The sequence below is a fragment of the Streptomyces sp. NPDC040405 genome (genome assembly GCF_055595765.1).
On record NZ_JBVIVI010000003.1, the window covers coordinates 466,509 to 488,290 of the forward strand.

The following is a 21,782-nucleotide window of genomic DNA, read 5'->3' on the forward strand; positions in this document are numbered from 1 at the left end:
ATGACGGCACATCGCAAGCCTTTCGAACAGCCACCGGTGGCCATCGTCGGGATGTCGGTCCTGCTGCCCGGCTCCCCGGATCTGGACACCTACTGGCGCAACCTGGCCGGTGGCGTGGACGCCATCACCGACGTCCCGGCCGGGCGGTGGGACGCGGACTACTACGACCCGCGGGGCAACGCCGGCACCCCGGCCGCGCCCGACCGGGTGTACTGCCGCCGGGGTGGCTTCGTCGACTGTTACGCGGAGGTGGAGGCCACCCGGTTCGGCATCATGCCCCACTCGGTGGCCGGCACCGAGCCCGACCAGCTGATCGCCCTCGGCGTCGCGGCGGCCGCCCTCGCCGACGCGGGCGGCGACGACCGGCTCCCCGACCGGGGGCGGGTGGGCGTCGTCCTCGGCCGGGGCGGCTACCTCACCCCCGGGCTGGTCCGGCTCGACCAGCGGGTCCGCACCGCGCACCAGCTCGTACGGACCCTCGGCGAGCTGCTGCCCGGCCTCGGCCCCGGCCAGCTGGACCAAGTCCGGGACGCCTTCACCGAACAGCTCGGCCCGGACCGTCCCGAGGCGGCCATCGGCCTGGTGCCCAACCTCGCCGCCTCCCGCATCGCCAACCGGCTCGACCTGCGCGGACCCGCCTACACCGTGGACGCCGCCTGCGCCTCGTCGCTCGTCGCCGTCGACCAGGCGGTGGCGGAACTGGCCTCCGGGCGGTGCGATGTGATGCTCGCGGGCGGTGTGCACCACTGCCACGACATCACCCTGTGGAGCGTCTTCGCGCAGCTGCGCGCGCTGTCGCCGAGCCAGCGCATCCGGCCCTTCGACCGCGCCGCCGACGGCCTGCTGATCGGCGAGGGCACCGGCGTGGTCGTCCTCAAACGGCTCGCCGACGCGCGGCGCGACGGCGACCGCGTCTACGCCGTCATCCGCGGCACCGGGGTGGCCTCGGACGGCCGCGCCACCGGCCTGGTCAACCCGGACCCGGGCGGCCAGGCCCGCGCCGTACGGCAGGCGTGGAGCGCCGCGGGCCTCGACCCGCGCGAAGCGGGCTCGATCGGGCTGCTGGAGGCGCACGGCACGGCCACGCCTGCCGGGGACACGGCCGAACTCGCCACGCTGGCCGAGGTGTTCGGGCCGGGCGCGCCGAGCGATCCTGCCGTCATCGGCTCGGTGAAGTCGATGATCGGCCACACCATGCCAGCGGCCGGTGTCGCGGGGCTGGTCAAGGCCGCCCTCGCCGTCCACCACGGGCGGCTGCTGCCCACCCTGCACTGCGACGACCCGCACCCCGGGCTGACGGCCACCCGCTTCCGCACCCTCGACGCGGCCACGCCCTGGGACGCCTCCGTACGGCGCGCGGCGGTCAACGCCTTCGGATTCGGCGGGATCAACGCCCATGTGGTGCTGGAACAGGAGCCGACCGCGACGGTGAAGCGACGCCCGGCCGCCGTCGTGACCGAACCCGAACGGGTGCTGGCCCTGGCCGTGGACACGCCTGCGCGGATGGCCGAACTGCTCGCCGCCGACGACGCGACCGTACGGGCCACCGCGTCCGCGTCCGCGTCCGTCGGTCACGCCCGCACCCGGCTGGGCATCGTCGACCCCACCGCCAAGCGGCTCGCCCTCGCCCGGCGCGTGGTCGCCAAGGGCCGCCCATGGCGTGGCCGCAACGACGTCTGGTTCACCCCGGAACCGATGCTCGCGTCCGCCGGGAAACTGGCCTTCGTCTTCCCCGGCCTGGAGGCGGAGTTCGAGCCCCGCACGGACGGGATCGCCGAGTACTTCGGGCTGTCCCGTCACACCGGCCACCGCCCCGGCGAGCGGTACGGCGAGGCGGCCCGCGCGGGCGACATCGGCCGCCACGGCGTCGGTGTCTTCGGCGTCGGACGCCTGCTGAACGCGGCGCTCGCACGGATGGGAATCGTGCCGGACGCGGTGGCCGGACACAGCGTCGGCGAGTGGTCCGCGATGGCCGCGGGCGGACTCTACGCGGGCGAGGCCGTCGACGCCTTCCTCGACTCCTTCGACCCCGACGCGCTGACCGTCCCCGGCGTGACCTTCGCCGTCCTCGGCACGGCCGCGGAACGCGTACTCGCCGCGCTCGCGGAGGTGCCGGAGAGCCGGATCGTGCTCTCGCACGACAACGCGCCCAGCCAGTCGATGGTGTGCGGGCCCCGCGCCGACGTCGAGGAGTTCGTCCGGACGATGCGCGCCACGGGCGTGATCGCGCAGGTCCTGCCCTTCCAGTCCGGCTTCCACACCCCCATGCTGGCCCCCTTCCTCGACCCCATCCGAACCCTGGCCGAGCGCTTCGAACTGCTCCTGCCGCCCCGCATCCCCGTCTGGTCCGGAACCACGGCCGCGCCGTACCCGGAAACCGAGGCGGAGGTGCGGCGGCTGTTCGTACGGCACCTCCTGGAGCCCGTACGGTTCCGGCTGCTGACCCGGGCCCTGTACGACGCGGGCTTCCGCGCGTTCGTACAGATGGGCACCGGCCAGCTGGCCTCGCTCATCGGCGACACGCTGCAGGGCCGCGACCACGTCGTGGTGGCCGCCAACTCCCCCCACCGCGACGGCGTCGCCCAGCTGCGCCGCGTCGCCACCGCCCTGTGGACGGAGGGCGCCCCCGTGGACCCCGCCCTCCCGCGCCCCACCGCGCGACCGCGTTCGGCCCCGGTGCGCCTGAACCTGAACGGCGCCCTGATCTCGCTGAGCGAGCCGAGCTTGAGCGAGCTACGCGGCACGCTCGCGTCGGTGGCTGCGCGGTCTTCCCCCACCCCGCCCCTTCCCGAAACCGGGGAGCTCCGCCCCCCGGCCCTCCAACAGACGCCCCCGCGCCCGGCAACGGCCGAGACGCGGCACCCGACGGCGCCGGACGCCGAGCTGCCGTCCCCGGCGGCGGGTGCCTCGCACGCTGCGCCGCTGTATCCGGCAGCGGCAGGCCCGCACCACCTCGGCCCGCAGCCTCCGGCGGTGGGCCCGGTCCAGTCTGACGCGCCGCACGCGGCGGTGGCGGGCGCGCAGTACCCCGAGCCGCGGCCTCCGGCGGCTGTGGGCCCGTCTCAGGCCGCACCGCCGCACGCGGCGACGGCGGGCTCGGCTCGCGCCGCACCGGCGCCCCCGGCGGCGGGTGCCGCGCAGCCCGCCCCGCCATATCTCGCGACGGCAAGCACGCATCACCTGGCGCCGCCACGTCCGGCGACGGCGAGTACGCATGCCCCCGCGCCACCGTCTCCGGTGGCGGGCGCGGGGCAGGCCGCACCCCCGAACCCGGCGGCGGGTGCCGTGCGCCACCCCATGCCGCCGTACGCACACGTGTCGACGGGCACGCCACTCACCGCCCCGCCGCACCCGGCGACAGCGGGCACGGCCCGCGCCACCCAACCGCACACCACCGCCCCCTGGGCCGCCGAGCTGGATGCGCTGCTTCGGGAGACGGCCGATACGGCGGCCGCCGTGGTCGCGGCGGGGCGTAGCAGGCAGGCCGGGTCTCGGGGGCGTACGTACCACGTGCGCGTCTCCACCGAGGCCATGCCCTACCTCCGCGACCACTGCTTCTTTCCGCAGCGGCCCGGTTGGCCCGATGAGGGTGATCGGTGGCCCGTGGTGCCTGCCACCACGATCGTCCAGCACCTCATCGACGCGGTGGAGCACGCGGCGGACGGCGGCGGGGTGGCCGTGGGGGTGCACAACGCGCGCTTCGATCAGTGGGTGACCGCGACACCGCCCAGCACCGTCCCGGTCACCGTGACACCGTCCGGCACCGACCCCGCCCACCGCACCGCCACGTTCGGCCGCAGCGCCCGTGGCACCGTTCAGCTCGCGGCCCGCTATCCGGACGCCGCCGAGCGGCCCGCGCCGTGGCGTATCGACCCCGCCACCGAGCGGGTGCCCGAGCACACCGCGGCGCAGATCTATGACGAGCGGTGGATGTTCCACGGCCCGGCGTTCCAGGGGCTCACCCGGATCACCGCCATCGGCGAGGCGCATGTGCGCGGCACGATCACCACTCCGGCCGCGCCCGGCGCGCTGCTGGACAACGTCGGTCAGCTCCTCGGGTACTGGATCATGGCGACCCGCACCGAGCGCTCCGTCGTGTTCCCCGTCGGCATGCGGCTGATGCGGTTCTACGGTCCGCCGCCGCGGCCCGGCACCGAGGTGGAGTGCCTGGTCAGGATCGTCGCGCTGACCGATGCGGCGCTTGAGGCCGATGTTCAGCTGCTGACCGGCGGGCAGGTGTGGGCGGAGCTGCGGGGCTGGCAGGACCGCCGGTTCGACAACCATCCGCAGACCCGCCCGGTGGAGCGCTTCCCGCAGCGCAACACGCTGTCGCAACCCCAGCCGGGCGGCTGGTCACTGGTGTACGAGCGGTGGCCGGACCTGGCCTCACGCGATCTGATCATGCGCAACTACCTGGGCGGCGCCGAACGCGTCGAGTACGAGCGGCAGCCGCCGCGCGGCCGCAGACAGTGGCTGCTGGGCCGGATCGCGGCCAAGGACGCGGTACGGCGGTGGCTGTGGGAGCACGGCGAGGGGCCGGTCTTCCCGGCCGAGATCCGGGTGTGCGACGACGACCACGGCCGCCCGTACGCCGTCGGCGTGCACGGCCGGACCCTGCCCCCGCTGGACCTGACGCTGGCGCACCGGGCCGAGGCCGGGGTCGCCCGGGTGGCGCCACGCCAGCCGGGAGAGCGACACGGCATCGGCATCGCTGTCGAGGAGGTCGCCGAGCGGGAGGCGGCGTTCGGCCCGGCGGAGCGCGAACTCCTCGCCACCGTCACCGCATCGGACGACGCCGCCTGGTGGGCCACCGCCTTCCGCGCCGCCAAGGCGGCGGCCGCGAAGGCGGACGGCATCGGCCGGGACAGCGCGGTGGTCGGCGCGGATCACACCCACCTCACCGTCGAGGTGGCCGCCGCCCCCGGACACCCGCCACGCCGTTACCGGGTGCACTGCACGAGGACCGCCAACCCGTCCGGGTTGCCGGGCAGGGAGTACGCCGTGGCCCGGACGACCGGTCCTGGCCACCGGGATCAGGACGAGGAGACCGATCAGTGACCACCGTCGAACCCACCGCCCCGGCACCGGCACCCGACGCACCAGCCGTGCTCGCGGACGTCGCCGGAATGCTCCGGACCATGCTCGACGAGGAGGGCCTCGACGACATCGAGGTCGCCATGGACACCCGCTTCAGCGATGACCTGGAGCTGGAGAGCATCGACCTGGTGACCCTGGCGGGCACCCTGCAGGACCGGTACGGACAGGAGGTCAACTTCGCCGAGTTCGTGGCCGATCTGGAGCTGGACGAGATCATCGGCCTCACCGTCGGGCGGCTCGTGGACTACATCGTGAGGTGCCTCAGAGCGCCCGAAGCCAGGGTGCCCGAGGCCAGGGTGCCCGTAGCCGGCGTGCCCGACGCCGGCGTGGCCGAGGGGAGCTGACCATGGCGATGCTCAACCTCGGTGGCCCGCCCGGCACCGGCGACGGACCGGACGGCATCCGCCTGCACGTACAGCGGCTGTCCCCGCCGGACGGCCGCCCGCCCACCGCCACCGTCGTCCTCGTACACGGCCTGCTCACCGACTCCCTGGCCAGCTGGTACTTCACCGTGGCCCCGGACCTCGCCGCCGCCGGGCTGGACGTGGTGATGTACGACCAGCGGGGGCACGGCCGAAGCGAGCGCCCCGGATCCGGCTACCGGCTGGAGACGTTCGTCAGCGACCTGGAACGGCTGCTGGACCAGCTGGAGATCACCACCCCGGTCCATCTGGTGGGCAACTGCTTCGGCGGCACGGTGGCGTACGGGTACGCCCTGCGGCGCCCGGAACGGGTGGCCGGTATCGCGACGATCGAGGCGAAGCCCGCGACCGAGAGCTGGCTGACGGACATCAGCCGGATCATGCGGCGCGTCGTCGTGGAACTCGTCGCCCACGAGGCCGAGTCGCTGGCCTGGGTCACCGCCCACCGGGGCGCGCACACCGCGCGGCTGGCCAAGTCGGCGGCCCGGCTGGTGCGTACGACCACCATCGCCGAGGACGTGGCGGCGAGCCGCACGGTGAGCGAGGAGCGGGTCCGCTCCCTGCGCGGCCCGGCGCTGGCCGTGTACGGCGCCGACTCCGAACTCGCCGGTGAGGACGGCTGGCTCAGGGCGCTGCCGCCCGGCACCCGGACGGTCATGCTGCCGGGGGAGGGGCACTCGGTGCTGGCCGAGGCGCCCGCGCGGATTCGCGCCCTGCTGCTGTCCTGGATCCACGAACAGGACACCGCGGGCGCCGCCGTCCCGATGGCGGCGGCCGGGCTCAAGGGGGCCGAGGTCTCATGAACTCGACGCCACCCGGACGCCGTTTCCTCTTCGTCGTGCCGCCGCTCGTCGGCCACGTCAACCCCACCGTCGGCGTCGCGGCCGAACTGACGGCCCGTGGCCACCAGGTGGCCTGGGCCGGGCTGCCGGAGGTCGTCCAGCGGCTGGTGGGTCCCGGTGCCACGGTCCACCGCTGCGCCGGGCCGGTGATCGGCGAGGGCGGGGCGGAGCGCCCGCCCGAGGTGCGCGGGCCGGGCGCGCTGAAATTCCTGTGGGAGGACTTCCTGGCGCCGCTCGCCGAGGCCATGGCGCCTGATGTGGCGCGGGCCATCGAGGAGTTCCGCCCGGATGTGGTGGTGTCCGACCAGCAGACCGTGGCGGGCGCCTTCGTGGCCGAGCGGATGGGCGTACGGTGGGCCACCTCCGCCACCACCTCGGCGGAGTTCACCGGCGCGCTGGACGGCATGCCCAAGATCGACGCCTGGCTGGACGGGCTGCTGGCCGGGGTACGGGGCCGGATCGGCGATCCGCAGGGCACGGCCGACCCCCGGTTCTCGCCGGACCTGGTGCTGGCGTTCACCACCGAGGAACTGGCCGGGCGGCCCGTCCGGGCGGCCGACCACATCCGGTACGTGGGCCCGTCCATCGCCGGGCGCCCGGCCGAACCGGACTTCCCGTGGGAGTGGCTGGACCCCGCCCGCCCCACCGTCCTGGTCACCCTCGGCACCGCGAACACCGACGCCGGGGCGCGCTTCCTCGCCGAGTCCCGGGAGGCCGTACGCGCCCGGGCCGACCGCTTCCAGACGGTCATCGTCGACCCGGCGGGCACCCTGGGGCCGCCGTCCACGGAGGCCGACAAGAACCTTCTGACGGTCCCGCGGATCCCCCAGCTGCGCCTGCTGGAGCGGGTGGCGGCGGTCGTGTGCCACGCGGGACACAACACCGTCTGTGAGGCCCTGTGGCACGGCGTCCCGCTCGTGGTGGCCCCGATCCGGGACGACCAGCCCGTGGTGGCCGCCCAGGTGGTGGCCGCCGGTGCGGGCGTCCGGGTCCGGTTCGGCAGGGCGCGGGCGGCGGCGCTCGGCGAGGCCGTCGACGCCGTGCTGGACGAACCGGGCCACCGCGCCGCCGCCGAGCGCGTCGGCGCGTCCTTCCGGGCGGCGGGCGGCGCCCGCGCGGCCGCCCGCCACCTGGAACGCCTGGCCGCCACCGTGGCCACCACGGCCACCACGACCCCCGAGGGAGAACGATGAGCCAGGACAACGCCACCTCCCGCAGACCCGGGGCGGACGCGCCGCGCCCGTCCCGCGCCGAGGCGGTGGCCGCTCTCCGGCCGCGCTACCAGGCCGACCTGGACCAGGGCACCGAGCGGTTCTTCGAACCGCGCCGCACGGACTGCCCGTGGTGCGGCTCGCCCCGGCTGAAGCGCCGCCTGCGCACCCGGGACCGGTTCCAGAACAAGCCGGGCGGCTTCCGGCTGGACACGTGCCGGGACTGCCGCCTGGTGTTCCAGAACCCCCGGCTGAACGGCGATGGGCTGGAGTTCTACTACCGCGACTTCTACGACGGGCTGGGCGAGGAGGGGATGGGCAACGTCTTCTCCGGGCGCCGCAAGATGTACCTCGGGCGCGCGGAGGCCCTGAAGCCCTCCGCCGACTCCCCGGCGAAGTGGCTCGACGTCGGCACCGGCCACGGCCACTTCCCCGAAGTGGCCCGCACCGTGTTCCCCGACACCGTCTTCGACGGGCTGGACTTCACCGAGGGCGTCGAACTGGCCGAGCGGGAGGGGCGGATAGACCACGGCATCCGGGGCAGCTTCCCGGAGCTGGCGGGGGAGCGGCTGGCCGGGCGCTACGACGTGGTGAGCATGTTCCACTACCTGGAGCACAGCACGGACCCCCGCGCGGAACTCCGCGCGGCCCACCGCGCCCTCGGCCCCGGCGGCCATCTGCTCATCGAAGTGCCCGACCCGGAGTGCTGGTTCGCCCGTGTCCTCGGCCGCTTCTGGCTGCCCTGGCTCCAGCCCCAGCACCTGTACTTCCTCCCGGTGGCGGGGCTGCGGAAGGAGCTGGAGGCGCTCGGCTTCACCGTGGTGCTGGAACAGCACCGCGAGTCGTCCGACACCGTCGACCTGATGGGCGGCGTATGGCTGGGGGTGAACGCGTTCCTGCCGCCCGAGGACGCCCCCTGGCTGGCCAAGTCGCCCGGTCGCGCGCGATGGCTGCTGCGCTGTGCGGGCCTGGTGGCGGCCATCCCCGCCCTCGTCGTGGCCACCACCCTGGACCGGTTGCTGCTCAAGCCACTGGCCGGGCTGGGAAAGGTGTCCAATGCCTACCGACTGGTAGCCCGGCGCAACGGGTGAATTCGTTCGCCACTTTGCATTTCGCAACGTCAGCCGACACTTCAGTGGCCCTTCGCGGTGCTCGAACTCGAAAAATGTGAAGTCCCTTGTTCCGCATCGGTTCCGTATGCAAAGGTGCAGGTGTCGCCACGTGGGTCAGGTGTTTTCGCGCCGCCGGCAGGGCCGACACCCCCCATTTGGTACGGACTTTTCTCGCTGCCCTGTGAAAGGGAAAAGACGTGAACGATGCTGCCCGGACCGACTTCTTAACCCCCGCGCCCCTGTTCGGTGTGACGGATGAACAGCTCACGGCCGAACTCAAGAAGTGCTCGGGGACACTGTCCGAGCAGCACCCCGTCGGGGAACTGCTGGGCCGTCACTGGGAGGCGGCCTTCTCCTACGCGAGCCAGTGCACCACGGGCACCCACCCGGCGGGGATCCTCACCTCCACCGCGTTCACCCGGCTCTTCGGCGAGGCACTGCCGCGGACCGCACCGGCCACCGCGTGGCGGCCACGGGTGCTGGCCACCGTGCGGGGCATAGCGGAGGAGTGGAACACGGGTCCACGCAGTGCGCTGCTCCACCCCGGCCTGCGGGCCGCCCTCGGGAAACGGGGGCGCGGGGACGGGCGGCTCCGTCCGCCGGAGAACAGGCGGCTGGTATTCCGTGCGTTCCAGCGGCTCCCCGAGGCGGCCCGCTGTTTGCTGTGGCACACGGAGGTCGAGGCGGACCAACTGGCCGTACCGGCAGGGCTGTTGGGGATGCACGACAATGCCCCCGCCGAGCTGGAGCGGGCCCGGCTGCGCTGGCGTCAGGGCGCTCTGGAGGCGCACCACGACACGGCCCCCGAGGAGGAGTGCCGACAGTACAGCCGGTTGCTGGACGTCTCGCTCCGCCGCGGCGACACCCGGCTCTGCCCCGATCTGGAGCAGCATCTGGCCAGGTGCGGGCACTGCCATGAGGCCGCCGGCCAACTGGACCACTCCACCGGCCGGCCGGGCGTTCTGCTCGCCGAGGCGGTCCTGGGGTGGGGTGCCCGGGACTATCTCGACTCCCGGCCGGGCCGCCGTGTCCCCGAACCGGACCCGGTCGTGGAAGCTCCGCCGATGCCGTCCACCCCGCCACGAGCCAGCGGCCCTCGCCACTCGGCGCGGAAAGACCCCTGGTGGAAGGCGAGCCCGGCACTGCGCCTCGCAGTGCGCCCGGCAGTGCGTCCGGCGGAGCGCGCGGCCGAGCGCCCGGCGGCCCGCCCGGCACGCCGAAAGCGCTCGCCGCTCACCCGCGGACGCCTCCTCGTCGTGGCGGCGGCCACGGTGAGCGGCTGCGTCCTGGTGTCGGTCGCGGTGGCGTCCGTCCTCCCGTCCGGCGGTGGCGAGGACGCGGCGTACGACCGCGACACCCCGGCCACGACGCCGGGCGCGGACGACACGACGGCCCCCGGCTCGGAGCCCTCCTGGATCGGCGCCGACGGCCGCCCGGCGGAGACCCTGCGCGGCCGACTGCGCAATGCCGCGAGCGGACTGTGCCTCGACATCGTCGGCGACAAGGCCAGGGCGGGCGCCGAAACCGAGGCCACCCGCTGCGCCTCCGCGGCCACCCAGCAGTGGACGTACGAGGCCGACGGCCTGCTGCGCAGCGGTGCCGACCCCGAACTCTGCCTCAACTCCCGGCTGAGCTTCTCGATCCGGCTGGGCCCCTGCGCGACCACGTCACGGCGGGCCGCCGAGAACGTGCGCTACGACTTCACCCTCCAGGGCACCCTGGTGCCGCGCTGGAACCAGGAACTGGCCCTGACCCCCGACTCGACGGAGAAGGGGGCCGGGCTGGTCCTCAAAACACGTGACGACTCCGCCAGGTCGCAGCGCTGGCTGGCGGGCGGCGCGGCGAAGGACAACCGGTACCGGACCGAGACGGCTCGCCCGGACCGGGAAGTGGCGCCCCGTCAGGTGTCCGCCGTCCGCCCGAAGCCCGCCCGCACCACGCCCCCGACGCATGCGCCCGAGCCGTCGGCGCCGCCGAGGTCCGCCCCGCGGCCACCGTCGCACTCCTCGCCCAAGGCACCGGGGCACCGCCCCAAGACCCCGGCGGATCAGCCCCCGCGGCAGGCGGGCTCCTGGTACGGACAGCCGGGCTGGCGCGGAGGGTACGGCGGGCAGTACGGAGGGCACGGGTGGTACGGGCAGCAGGGGCAGGCGCCCTGGGCCCCGGACCGGGCCGGACACGACGGCGGCTGGCAACGAGGGGGCTACCGCTGACCGGGCCGGGACACGAGGGCGCTACTTCACGGCCACCGCCGACCGCGCCGCCGTTTGGCGTGCGGGGCGGTCGGTGGCCCCGGAGGCGAAGTACGTGTCGGACGGCCGGATGCGCGAGGCCGCCCACACGCTGACGACCGCGGTGGCCGCGAGATATCCGCAGGCGATCCACGGAGCGCCGTGGCCGAGCGCGAGGAAGGTCGTCATCAGCAGTGGCGTGATGCCGGAGGCGTACACCCCGGACAGCTGGTAGACCACGGACATGCCGGTGTACCGGACCTCCGCGGGGAACAGGGAGGCGAACAGGGTGCCCTGGGCCCCGTAGAAGGACGCGTGGACCACGCCCAGCGTCAGCGCGATCGCCGCGGCGAACCCCCAGATGCCGGTGGCGTGGAACAGCCAGAACGCGGGGAACACGCTCACCCCGAACAGCGCCATGCCGACCATGTACATCCGGCGCGCGCCCTGTCGGTCCACCAGGGAGCCGGACACCGGGATCAGTACGGCCATCAGCAGCGCGGCGAAAGTGACGGCGAGCAGGACCGGGGTGCGGGGCAGGTGCAGCGTCGAGGTGGCGTACGAAATCGCGAACACCCCCCAGGTGTTGAACGCCGCGCCCTCGCCCCACCTGGCCAGCATGCCCAGCACGGTGTGCCGCCGGGTTCCCGGGTCCCGCAGCAGCCGGGCCAGCGGGATCCGGGATGCCGACTGCCGCTGCTCGATCTGTCGGAAGGCCGGAGTCTCGTCCACCTTGAGCCGCACGGTGATCCCCAGGACGACCAGCAGCAGACTCACCAGGAAGGCCAGCCGCCATCCGTAGCTGAGGAAGGCTTCGTCGCTGAGCACATTGCTGAGCAGGGCGAAAACACCGGTTCCCAGGGCCAGTCCGAGGGCCAGTCCGATCTGCGGGTAGCTGCCGTAGCGGCCCTCGCGGCCGCGCGGGCCGTGCTCCACGGACAGCAGCACGGCACCGGCCCACTCGCCGCCGAGTGCCACGCCCTGCGCCACGCGCAGGACGAGCAGGAGGACGGGCGCCCAGACGCCGATCTGCTGATAGGTGGGCAGCAGGCCGATGAGGGTGGTGGAGCCGCCCATCACGCTCATGGTGACGGCGAGGGTCCGTCTGCGGCCGATGCGGTCGCCGATGTGTCCGAAGAGCAGGCCACCGATGGGCCGGGCCAGGAAGCCGACGGCGAAGGTGGCGAAGGAGAGGATGGTGCCGACGGTGTCGTTGCCGGTGGGGAAGAAGAGGTCGCCGAAGACGAGGCCCGCGGCGGTGCTGTAGAGGAAGAAGTCGTACCACTCCACCGTGGTGCCCAGCAGGCTGGACAGCACCACCGTACGAAGTGACCGTCGGGATGTTTCGGGCATGGGAACTACCGTTTCGTTGCATGCCGGGGCGCCGGGGCAGGCGGAAGCGCGCGACGGCGAGCAGCACGGCGCGCGCACCGGCCTCAGCGGCAGGGTGCGATGGGGAAAGACAACTGTCCGCGGGCGGACGGCACATGACGAAGCATCAGGAGACCTGCGGCGCTACGGGGCCGGAGGCGTGATCGTCCGCGGGGGAGCCGGGATCAGAGGCGACAGCAGGCGCTGGACTGGCGGCACAGATCGACGTGGCGGCGTTCCACGAGCGGGCCAGCAGCATTCGACATGGCCGACAGTATGGTCGGCCCCCGTCGCCCGGCTCAAGGCGTCACCGGAAAGGTCTCAGCGACTGGGACGGGGCGCGGGACGGCCGTCCGCTCAGCTCCGGCCGATGACCTTGCCGGGGTTCAGGATCCCGTGCGGGTCGAGGGCCGCCTTGACGGCGTGGTGCATCTCCAGCACGGCGGGCGCGAGTTCCTGTTCCAGACCGTCCCGCTTCAGCAGCCCGACACCGTGCTCGCCGGTGACCGTCCCGCCCAGGTCGAGGGCGTCGGCGATGATGTCGCGGAACGCGGCCTGGGCGCGCTCCCGGGCCGCGGTGTCGCCGGGCTGGGTGATCAGCAGCGGATGGAGGTTGCCGTCACCGGCGTGGGCGATGTTGGCGATGAGCGTGTCGTGCCGGGTGGCCGCGCGCTCGATCCGCGCCAGCATCTCCGGTACGGCCGCCCGGGGCACGCACACGTCCTCGGTGAGCACCGGCCCCAGCCGCTCCAGCGCCGGGTAGGCCAGCCGCCGCGCCGCGAAGAGCGCGTCGGCCTCCTCCTGGTCCGTGGACTGCGCGGCCCAGGTCGCCCCCGCCTCCTCGAAGCAGGCGAGCATGCGCATCGCCTCCTGCTCCCCGGCGGGACCCGGCGCGTCGGTGCGCCCGAGGAGCACCACGTCCGCGTCGACGGACAGCCCCATGTTCTTCCACCGGTCGACCGCGGCCAGGCAGTGCCGGTCGATCAGCTCCAGTGCGGACGGGGTGAGCCCCGCGGCCCCGACCGCGGCGACGGCGCGGCCCGCCGCCACGACCGAGGAGAAGTATCCGGCGACCGTGCGCTCCGCCTCCCGCCGCGGGCGCAGCCGCACGGTCACCTCGGTGATCACCCCGAGGGTGCCCTCGGAGCCGACCAGCAGCCCGGCCAGGTCGTACCCGGCCACGCCCTTCGCCGTCCTGCGGCCGAGCCGCACCAGCTCACCGGTGCCGGTCACCGCCTCCAGGCCGAGGACGTAGTCGCGGGTGACGCCGTACTTGACGCAGCACAGCCCGCCCGCGTTGGTGGCCACGTTGCCGCCGATGGTGGACCAGGGCGCGCTGGCCGGGTCCGGCGGGTACCAGAGTCCGTGTTCGGCGCACGCGGCCCGCAGATCGTCGTTGACCACACCGGGGCCGACGACCGCGAGCCGCTCCACGGGATCGATCTCGTGGATGGCGTTCATGTGCTCGGTGGAGAGCACGACGCAGCCCTCGACGGCGTTGGCGCCGCCGGAGAGCCCGGTCCCGGCGCCCCGGGTGACGAGCGGAACGCCGTGCCGCAGACAGGCGCGCACCACGGACCGCACCTCCGCCGCCGTGTGCGGCCGCACCACCGCGCACGGCGTGCCGTACGGCGCCCACTCCGCCTCGTCGTGGGTGAATCCCGCGGCGATGTGCGGGTCCTCGACCAGCCGCCCGTCCGGCAGTTCCCGCCGCAGCTCCTCGATCAGCACGCCCGGCTCCCCGCCCTGTCGTCGTCCCCGTACCGCATCCTCGCCACGGTACCCACCGCGGCGAGGCTTGATGATCACCGCCCTCGCGGAGGTGCGTCACCGAGCGGCGAGAAAACCCCCAAATTTACGCAATGTACGCAAAGTGGGCTAGCGTCGTAGGTATGGAGACCGTACGACGCGTCTTCCGGAGAGCGCTGGTGCTTCCGCTGGTCGTCGCCGCGCTGCTGCTCGCCGCCGTCGCCGCGGCTCCCGGCGCTCGGGCCGCCGACTCCCTCGATGCGGCCGCGGCCTCCCTGCGCAACGGGCCCGTCTATGTCGATCCCCGCGCCCGGGACATCCTGCCCCGGACCGAGGCCGACGCCCTGTCGCAGAAGATCGAGAAGGCGGGCAAGCCGGTCTTCGTCGCCGCGCTCCCCGCCGCCGAGAAGCACGACCGGTCGACCCTGCTCCAGGATCTGCGGACGAAGGTCGGCATCACCGGCGTCTACGCGGTCGCGCTCGGCGACCGCTTCGACGCGGGTGCCGACCACACCGTCCTGTCCCGCGACGCCGTGCAGAACCTGACCGGCGCCGCGCAGCGGTCCCACCCGGGCGACTCCGGAGCCATGCTCACCGACTTCGTCGACCGGGCCGTGGACCAGGCCAAGGGCGACGCGCCCACCACCTGGAACAGCGCCGCCACGCCGAGCCGGGGCACCGGCGCACTGGGCCTGCTCGTCACGCTCGGCGTGCTGATCGTCGTCGGCGTCGGCGGCACCTACCTGGTGAGCAGGCGCGTCACCAGGCGGCGGCAGCGGGAGGAGCGGGCCCGGCTGGAGGAAATCCGCCCGGTCGTGGACGAGGACATCACCGCCTTCGGCGAGGAGCTGACCCGGATCGGCTTCGACCCGGGGTCCCCGAAGGCCGACGACGCGATGCGCGAGGACTACACCCGGGCCCTGGACTCCTACGAGCACGCCAAGACGTCGATGGAGAAGGCGCAGGCCGCCAGGGAAGTCCGGGACGTGAGCGAGGCGCTGGACGACGGCCGGTTCTCGCTCGCCACCCTGGAGGCCAGGATGGACGGCAAGCCGCTGCCGGAGCGTCGCCCGCCGTGCTTCTTCGACCCACGGCACGGCCCCTCGGTCGAGGACCGGCAGTGGACCCCGCAGGGCAGCACATCCGAGCGGACCGTCCCGGTCTGCGCGGCGGACGCGGCCCGGCTGGACGACGGCGAGGAACCGCTGGCCCGGAAGGTCGACACCTCCGCCGGGCGGCGCCCGTACTGGGACGCCGGACCCGCGTACGCCCCCTGGGCGGCCGGATACTACGGCGGCGCGCTGCTGCCGGGCCTGATGGCGGGCACGCTGCTCGGCACCGCGTTCGCCTCGCCCTACGCGTACGGGGACTACTACGGAGCCGGTCCCGCGGGCGACTACTCGGGCGGTGACCAGTCCGGCGGCGACTTCGACCCGGGCGATTTCGGCGGCGGCGATTTCGGCGGCGGCTTCGGCGGGGGAGACTTCGGCGGGTGACGTCGGCGGGTGACGTCGGCGGGTGACGTCGGCGGGTGACGTCGGCGGGTGACGTCGGCGAGGGTGGCACCGCCTCCCGGCCCGGTCCGCACCACGGCGCGACAATCGCGCGAGCAATCAGAGCAATCTCGTGCACACATCTTGTATCCCAGATTGCCGAACTCTAGTGTCCCAGTCTCAGCGGCCCGGCCTGCCCACCCATGCGGCCGGGCGCACCGACGAAAGGGACGAGAGTGGCAGACCTCAGCGGCCTGTGCGTCGCGGTCACCGGTGCCGGGCGCGGCATCGGACGGTCCATCGCCCTGCGGCTCGCCTCGGCGGGCGCGCACCTGGCCGTCATCGACCGCGACGCCGCCCGCGCCGAGGCCGTACGCGCCGAAGTGGCCGGACTCGGCCGCCCGGCGCTCGCCGTCGCGGGCGATGTGACCCGCGCCGCCGACTGCGCCGAGATGGTGCGGCGCACCGCCGACGGCCTCGGACGGCTCGACGTCATGGTCTGCAACGCGGGCATCGTGCAGGTCAAACCGTTCCTCGATATCACCGAGGAGGACTGGGACGCCACGTTCGCCGTCAACGTCAAGGGCGCGTTCCTGACCATGCAGGCCGCCGCCGCCCGGATGAAGGCCCAGGAACCCCTGGACGCCGCCCGTCCGCGCGGGAAGATCATCACGATGTCGTCGATCGCCGGACGGTACGGCGCCGGGCCGATGGCGCCCCTCACCCCCCACTACCGCGCCAGCAAGGCGTCCGTCATCAGCCTCACCCAGACCGCGGCCTACGCGCTGGCGCCGGACATCACCGTCAACGCCATCTGCCCCGGGCTGGTCGGGACCGACATGTGGCGCCAGATCGACCAGGAGTGGTCCGCCACCGAGGGATGGCCCGAGGGCGAGGCGTGGCAGCGGCGCACCGCCGTCGTACCGCTGGGCCGCCCCCAGACGGCCGACGACGTCGCGGGCCTCGCCCTCTACCTCTGCTCACCCGATTCCGACTACATGACCGGCCAGGCCGTCAACATCGACGGCGGACTGATCATGAGCTGAGCCGCCCTCCTCCCCGCACGATCGAGGAAGCACATGACACACGCACCCAGCGGCACCCCCGCACCGACTCTGGACGAGGCCGGGCAGCGGGCAGCCGTCTCGCGCATCACCTGGCGCCTCCTTCCGCTCATCGCGGTCGGCTACGTCATCGCGTACGTCGACCGCACCAACATCGGCTTCGCCCAGTTGGGCATGGGCACCGAACTGGGCATCAAGGCCGCCGCGTACGGCCTCGCCGCCTCGATCTTCTTCGTCGCGTACTTCTTCTTCGAGGTGCCCAGCAATCTGCTGCTGCGCCGCTTCGGCGCCCGCGCCTGGCTCGCCCGCATCATGGCGACCTGGGGGATCATCACCGTGATCACCGGGTTCACCACCAACGTGCAGATGCTGTACGTGATGCGCTTCCTGCTCGGCATCGCGGAGGCGGGGTTCTTCCCCGGCATCATCGTCTACCTCACCCTGTGGTTCCGCTCCGGCGACCGGGCCGTCGCGCTCGGCTGGCTGGTGCTGGCCCAGCCCGTCTCGTTCCTCTGCGGCGGGCTCCTCGGCGGCCTGATCCTGGACCACACCGGCTGGTTCGGCATGGCGGGCTGGCGCTGGCTGTTCATCCTGACCGGCGTCCCGGCGATCCTGATGGCCGTCGTGACGTACGCCTTCCTCCCGGACTCCCCGGGCACCGCGCGCTGGCTCGCTGCCGCCGACCGCGAGTGGCTGCGCACGTCGCTGGAGGCCGAACAGGGCACCGGCCACGACGAGGGCGTACGGGCGCAGCTCGCCGCCCTGCGCAACCGCCGGGTGCTGCACCTGGCCGCCACCCATCTCGCGCTCGCCATCGGCACCTACGGGTTCAACCTCTTCCTGCCGCTGATCATCAAGCAGATCAACCCCGCCTACTCGGCCACCAACATCGGCTTCACCGCGGCCGTCCCCTACATCTGCGCCGCGCTCGCGCTGCTGGTCACCGCCCAGCTGTCCAAGCGCGCCCGCGAGCGCAAATACCTGGTCGCCGTGCCGCTCGCCATGGGTGCCATCGGCCTCGCGGCGGTGATCGCCCTGCGCCACCACCCCGGGCCCGCGGTGGTCGCGCTCGCGGTGACCGGCATCGGCGCCTTCGCCTGGCTGCCGCCGTTCTGGGCACTCACCACCGACAGCCTGTCCAAGACCCACGCCGCGGTCGGCATCGCCGCCATCAACTCCATCGGCAACCTCGGCGGGTTCTTCGGCCCGTACATCGTCGGCAAGGAGACCGACGGCGACACCGTCACCGCGGGCCTGCTGATCCCCGTCGTGTCCCTGGCCGTCTCGGTCGTACTGATCCTCCTGTGGCGCAGCCCCGCGCGGCAGCCCGGCTCCGAAACCGGCCCGGCACCCGTGGCCGACGCACCCGCCACCGCCCGCTGACGCCCCCGCGACCCTCACCCCGAAGGAGCCCGACCCGTGTCAGCCGCCACGTCGCTCCACTCCCTTCTGGCCGGCCCCGGCATCGTGCAGGCCCCGGGCGCGCCCGACTCGGCCACGGCCCGCCTCGTGCAGGCCGCCGGATTCCCGGCCGTCTACATGACCGGCTTCGGCGCCACGGCCAGCCGCCTGGGCACCCCCGACATCGGACTGCTCACCCAGACCGAGATGACCGAACACGCCCGCAACATGACCCGCGCCGTGACCATCCCGGTCATCGCGGACGCCGACACCGGATACGGCGGCCCCTCCAACATCCACCGCACCGTGCGCGAGTACATCCAGGCGCAGGTGGCGGCCATCCACCTGGAGGACCAGGTGGCGCCCAAGCGGTGCGGCCAGATGAGCGGCATCCGGCTGATGGACGAGGACGAGAGCGCCGCCCGGATCGCCTGCGCCGTCGAGGCCCGGGGCGACGACGACCTGCTCGTCATCGGACGCACCGACGCCCTGCCCGCCGCCGGAATCGAGGAGGCGGTCCGCCGCGCCCGCCGCTACCGGGACGCGGGCGCCGACCTGGTCTTCGTCGACGGCATCAAACGCGTCGAGGAGGTGGAGGCCGTCGCCGAGGCCGTCGAAGGACCCAAGGTCGTCTCCATCGTGGACGGGAACGAGACCACCCGGCTCACCGCCACCGACCTCGCCGACATGGGCTTCCGCATCGTGTTCTACGCGGTCACCGCCCTGTTCGCCGCCACCCGCGCGGTCGCCGACGCACTGGACCATCTGCGCACCGCCGGAACCCCCGCGGGCGGCCCGGCCCAGCACACCTACGCCGAGTTCTGCGACCTGGTCGACCTCGGCTTCCACCAGGACCTCGACCATCGCTTCGGGAGCTGAGCGCCATCATGTTCACCGTGGTCGTCACCGACTACGAATTCGCCGATCTGGAGCCCGAGCGACGGGTTCTGGAAGCGGCCGGACTCACCCTCGTACCCGCCCAGGCCCGTACCGAGGACGAACTGATCGAGATCTGCGCCGACGCCGACGCCGTGATCAACCAGTACGCCCCCGTCACCGCCGAGGTGATCCGCAACCTGCCCCGCTGCCAGGTGATCTCCCGCTACGGCATCGGGCTCAACACCATCGACGTCCCGGCGGCGACCGCCGCGGGCATCGCCGTCGCCAATGTGCCGGACGGCTCCCTGGAGGAGGTGTCCGACCACGCCGCCGCGCAGATCCTCACCCTCGCCCGGGGGCTGCACCGCTACGACGCCGCGATCCGCCGGGGCGCCTGGGACTACACCGTCGCGAAGCCGCTGCGACGGCTGCGCGGACGCACGCTCGGGCTCGTCGGATTCGGCCGCATCCCGCAGCGGCTGGCCGAGAAGATGGGCGGCTTCGGGATGACACTCCTCGCCCATGATCCCTATCCGGACACCGCCCGGGCCGCGGCGCTCGGCGTCCGGCTCGTGGACCTCGACACCCTCTGCCGCGAAGCCGATGTGGTGTCCGTGCACGCCCCGCTGACGGCGGAGACCGAAGGGATGATCGGGCCCGGGCAGTTCGCCGCCATGAAGCCGACCGCCTGCCTGGTCAACACCGCCCGCGGCCCGGTGGTGGACGAGACCGCGCTCACCGAGGCGCTGCGGTCGGGACGTATCGCGGGCGCCGCCCTCGACGTCTTCGCCCACGAACCCATCGGGCCCGACAGCCCGCTGGCGCACTGCGAGAACGTGGTCCTCACCCCGCACACCGCCTGGTACTCGGAGGACTCCGAGATCGAGATCCGTACGAAGACGGCCCGAAACGTGGTAGAAGTCGCCCAGGGGCGGCTGCCCACCTACCTCGTCAACCACGACGTCATCCCCGGCCCGCGCGGCATCTTCCGATGAGCAGGAGGACGAAATTCCCATGACGCACACCGCGGTGGCCACGGTCTGCCTGTCGGGCACTCTGGACGACAAGCTCACCGCCGCGGCGGACGCCGGTTTCGCCGGGGTGGAGATCTTCGAACCCGACCTCGTCGCCTCCCCGCTCGCCCCCGCCGCGATCCGGGCCCGCTGCGCCGACCTCGGCCTGTCCATCGACCTCTACCAGCCCTTCCGCGACCTCGACTCCACCTCGCCGGACCGCTTCGCCGCCAACATCGACCGTCTGGAGCGGAAGTTCGAGGTGATGCGGCAACTGGGCACCGACACCCTGCTCGTGTGCTCCTCGGTCTCCCCGGACGCCGTCCCCGACCCCGACCTGCTCGCCGGGCAGCTGCACACCGCGGCCGAGCGCGCCGCCGAACACGGCATACGCATCGCCTACGAAGCCCTCGCGTGGGGCGCCCACATCGACACCTACGAGGCGTCGTGGGACGTGGTCGCCCGCGCCGGCCACCCGGCCCTCGGGCTCTGTCTGGACAGCTTCCACATCCTTTCCCGCGGCTCGGACCCGGCGGGCATCCGGGACATCCCCGCCGAGAAGGTGTTCTTCCTCCAGCTCGCCGACGCGCCCCACCTGGACATGGACGTACTCCAGTGGAGCCGCCACCACCGGCTCTTCCCCGGCCAGGGCGCCTGGGACCTGTCCGCGTTCCTCACCCATGTACTGGCCGCGGGCTACCGAGGACCCCTGTCGCTGGAAGTGTTCAACGACGTCTTCCGCCAGGCCGACCCGGCCCGGACCGCCATCGACGCCCACCGCTCGCTCCTCGCGCTCCGGGACACCACCGCGCGCCGCGCCGACGGGCGGTCGGCGGGCGCCGTGCCCGCCGCCCCTGCCGCGTCCGCGCCGAGCGGCGTCGCGTTCGCCGAGGTGGCCGTCGACACGGAGTCCGGGCCGCTGATCGCCAAGGCACTGGCCGGGCTCGGCTTCACCCACACCGGCCACCACCGCACCAAACCCGTCCAGCTGTGGACCCAGGGCCAGGCCCGGCTGCTCCTCAACACGGGCGTGACCCGGCCCGGCGGCGCGATCAGCGCCCTGGGCCTGCACACCGCAGACCCGGGCGCCTCGGCCGCACGCGCCGAGGCACTGCTCGCCCCGGTCCTGCCGCGCACGCGGGGACCGGCCGAGGCCGACCTCGCCGCCGTCGCGGCCCCGGACGGCACCGAGGTCTTCTTCTGCGGCACCAGTGACGACTGGTCGGCCGACTTCACCCCCGTCGCCGACGCGTCGGACCGGCCCGGCGCGGGCGTCACCCGCATCGACCACATCGCGCTCACCCAGCCGTTCGACCACTTCGACGAGGCCACGCTCTTCTACCGCGCCGTCCTCGGCCTCGCCCCGCAGCCCACCGCCGAATACGCCGCCCCCTTCGGCCTGGTCCGCAGCCGGGCCTTCACCGACCCCGCCGAACGGGTCCGCATCGCGCTGTCGGTCACCCTGCTGCGCCGGGGCGACTGGGCACCGCCGGTCGCCAGCCCCCAGCACATCGCCTTCGCCACCGACGACATCGTGGCGACCGCCCGTGCCGTACGCGACCGCGGAGCGCCCCTGCTGGCCGTCCCGGACAACTACTACGACGACCTCGACGCCCGGCTCGCCCCCGACCCCGCGCTCCTCACCGACCTCCGCGAGCTGGGCATCTTCTACGACCGCGACGCCGACGGCGCGTTCCTCCACTGCTATACGGAGATCCTGGGCGGCGCGGTGTTCTTCGAACTCGTCCAGCGCCTCGGCCGGTACACCGGCTACGGCGCCCCCAACGCCCCCGTCCGCATGGCCGCCCACCGCACCGCCCGCCTCGCCCAGGCCGGGCCGGATCCGGCGATACGGTAGCGTTCGGGATACGCACGGACATTCCCATGGACGGAGGGG

15 protein-coding genes are annotated in these 21,782 nt (G+C 73.5%); 12 read left to right on the forward strand and 3 right to left on the reverse strand.

What is annotated here, in order from left to right; translation table 11 throughout:
* The 6 genes from ACZ59A_RS15715 to ACZ59A_RS15740 all read left to right on the forward strand — a co-directional run bounded on the left by ACZ59A_RS15715 (position 1) and on the right by ACZ59A_RS15740 (position 10,897).
* Positions 1–5,058 carry a beta-ketoacyl synthase N-terminal-like domain-containing protein gene (locus ACZ59A_RS15715; protein ID WP_470958656.1) on the forward strand — a complete coding sequence of 1,686 codons (5,058 nt, stop codon included), beginning with the start codon at positions 1–3 and terminating at the stop codon, positions 5,056–5,058.
* 68 nt (positions 5,059–5,126) lie between these two features.
* On the forward strand, positions 5,127–5,441 hold the full coding sequence (locus ACZ59A_RS15720) for an acyl carrier protein (RefSeq protein WP_470959665.1): 315 nt from the start codon (positions 5,127–5,129) through the stop codon (positions 5,439–5,441).
* A 2-nt stretch (positions 5,442–5,443) separates the two neighbouring features.
* Complete coding sequence (locus tag ACZ59A_RS15725; RefSeq protein ID WP_470958659.1) at positions 5,444–6,322, forward strand: alpha/beta fold hydrolase; 879 nt, start codon at positions 5,444–5,446, stop codon at positions 6,320–6,322.
* Positions 6,319–7,554: a glycosyltransferase gene (locus ACZ59A_RS15730; RefSeq protein ID WP_470958662.1), complete on the forward strand. Its 1,236-nt coding sequence runs from the start codon at positions 6,319–6,321 to the stop codon at positions 7,552–7,554. The genes ACZ59A_RS15725 and ACZ59A_RS15730 overlap by 4 nt, the downstream gene beginning before the upstream one ends.
* Positions 7,551–8,663 carry a class I SAM-dependent methyltransferase gene (locus tag ACZ59A_RS15735; protein ID WP_470958664.1) on the forward strand — a complete coding sequence of 371 codons (1,113 nt, stop codon included), beginning with the start codon at positions 7,551–7,553 and terminating at the stop codon, positions 8,661–8,663. Before ACZ59A_RS15730 ends, ACZ59A_RS15735 begins: the two co-directional genes overlap by 4 nt.
* A gap of 218 nt (positions 8,664–8,881) precedes the next feature.
* Complete coding sequence (locus ACZ59A_RS15740) at positions 8,882–10,897, forward strand: RICIN domain-containing protein (protein ID WP_470958667.1); 2,016 nt, start codon at positions 8,882–8,884, stop codon at positions 10,895–10,897.
* A 21-nt stretch (positions 10,898–10,918) separates the two neighbouring features.
* Here ACZ59A_RS15740 and ACZ59A_RS15745 read toward each other — a convergent pair whose 3' ends face one another.
* From ACZ59A_RS15745 to ACZ59A_RS15755, 3 genes are all read right to left on the reverse strand, one after another.
* The gene (locus tag ACZ59A_RS15745) at positions 10,919–12,268 is read right to left on the reverse strand and encodes an MFS transporter (protein WP_470958669.1); all 1,350 of its coding nucleotides are present in this window, start codon (positions 12,266–12,268) and stop codon (positions 10,919–10,921) included.
* A 203-nt stretch (positions 12,269–12,471) separates the two neighbouring features.
* Positions 12,472–12,552 (reverse strand): putative leader peptide, encoded by an 81-nt coding sequence (locus ACZ59A_RS15750; protein ID WP_470959667.1) that lies wholly within the window; start codon positions 12,550–12,552, stop codon positions 12,472–12,474.
* 91 nt (positions 12,553–12,643) lie between these two features.
* Positions 12,644–14,002: an FAD-binding oxidoreductase gene (locus ACZ59A_RS15755; RefSeq protein ID WP_470959669.1), complete on the reverse strand. Its 1,359-nt coding sequence runs from the start codon at positions 14,000–14,002 to the stop codon at positions 12,644–12,646.
* 176 nt (positions 14,003–14,178) lie between these two features.
* Here ACZ59A_RS15755 and ACZ59A_RS15760 point away from each other — a divergent pair, with 176 nt between their 5' ends.
* The 6 genes from ACZ59A_RS15760 (at position 14,179) to ACZ59A_RS15785 (ending at position 21,743) form a co-directional block, all read left to right on the forward strand.
* Positions 14,179–15,531 (forward strand): hypothetical protein, encoded by a 1,353-nt coding sequence (locus tag ACZ59A_RS15760; protein ID WP_470958671.1) that lies wholly within the window; start codon positions 14,179–14,181, stop codon positions 15,529–15,531.
* Positions 15,532–15,764: 233 nt separating this feature from the next.
* Positions 15,765–16,574 carry an SDR family NAD(P)-dependent oxidoreductase gene (locus tag ACZ59A_RS15765; protein WP_468045148.1) on the forward strand — a complete coding sequence of 270 codons (810 nt, stop codon included), beginning with the start codon at positions 15,765–15,767 and terminating at the stop codon, positions 16,572–16,574.
* Between the two features lie 33 nt (positions 16,575–16,607).
* Positions 16,608–17,975: an MFS transporter gene (locus ACZ59A_RS15770; protein WP_470958675.1), complete on the forward strand. Its 1,368-nt coding sequence runs from the start codon at positions 16,608–16,610 to the stop codon at positions 17,973–17,975.
* 36 nt (positions 17,976–18,011) lie between these two features.
* Entirely contained in the window at positions 18,012–18,872 is an 861-nt protein-coding gene (locus ACZ59A_RS15775) for an isocitrate lyase/PEP mutase family protein (protein ID WP_470958678.1), read from the forward strand.
* 8 nt (positions 18,873–18,880) lie between these two features.
* Positions 18,881–19,867, forward strand: a complete 987-nt coding sequence (locus ACZ59A_RS15780) for a C-terminal binding protein (RefSeq protein ID WP_470958681.1) — start codon at positions 18,881–18,883, stop codon at positions 19,865–19,867.
* Positions 19,868–19,886: 19 nt separating this feature from the next.
* Positions 19,887–21,743, forward strand: a complete 1,857-nt coding sequence (locus tag ACZ59A_RS15785; RefSeq protein ID WP_470958684.1) for a bifunctional sugar phosphate isomerase/epimerase/4-hydroxyphenylpyruvate dioxygenase family protein — start codon at positions 19,887–19,889, stop codon at positions 21,741–21,743.
* The last annotated feature ends 39 nt before the right edge of the window (positions 21,744–21,782 follow it).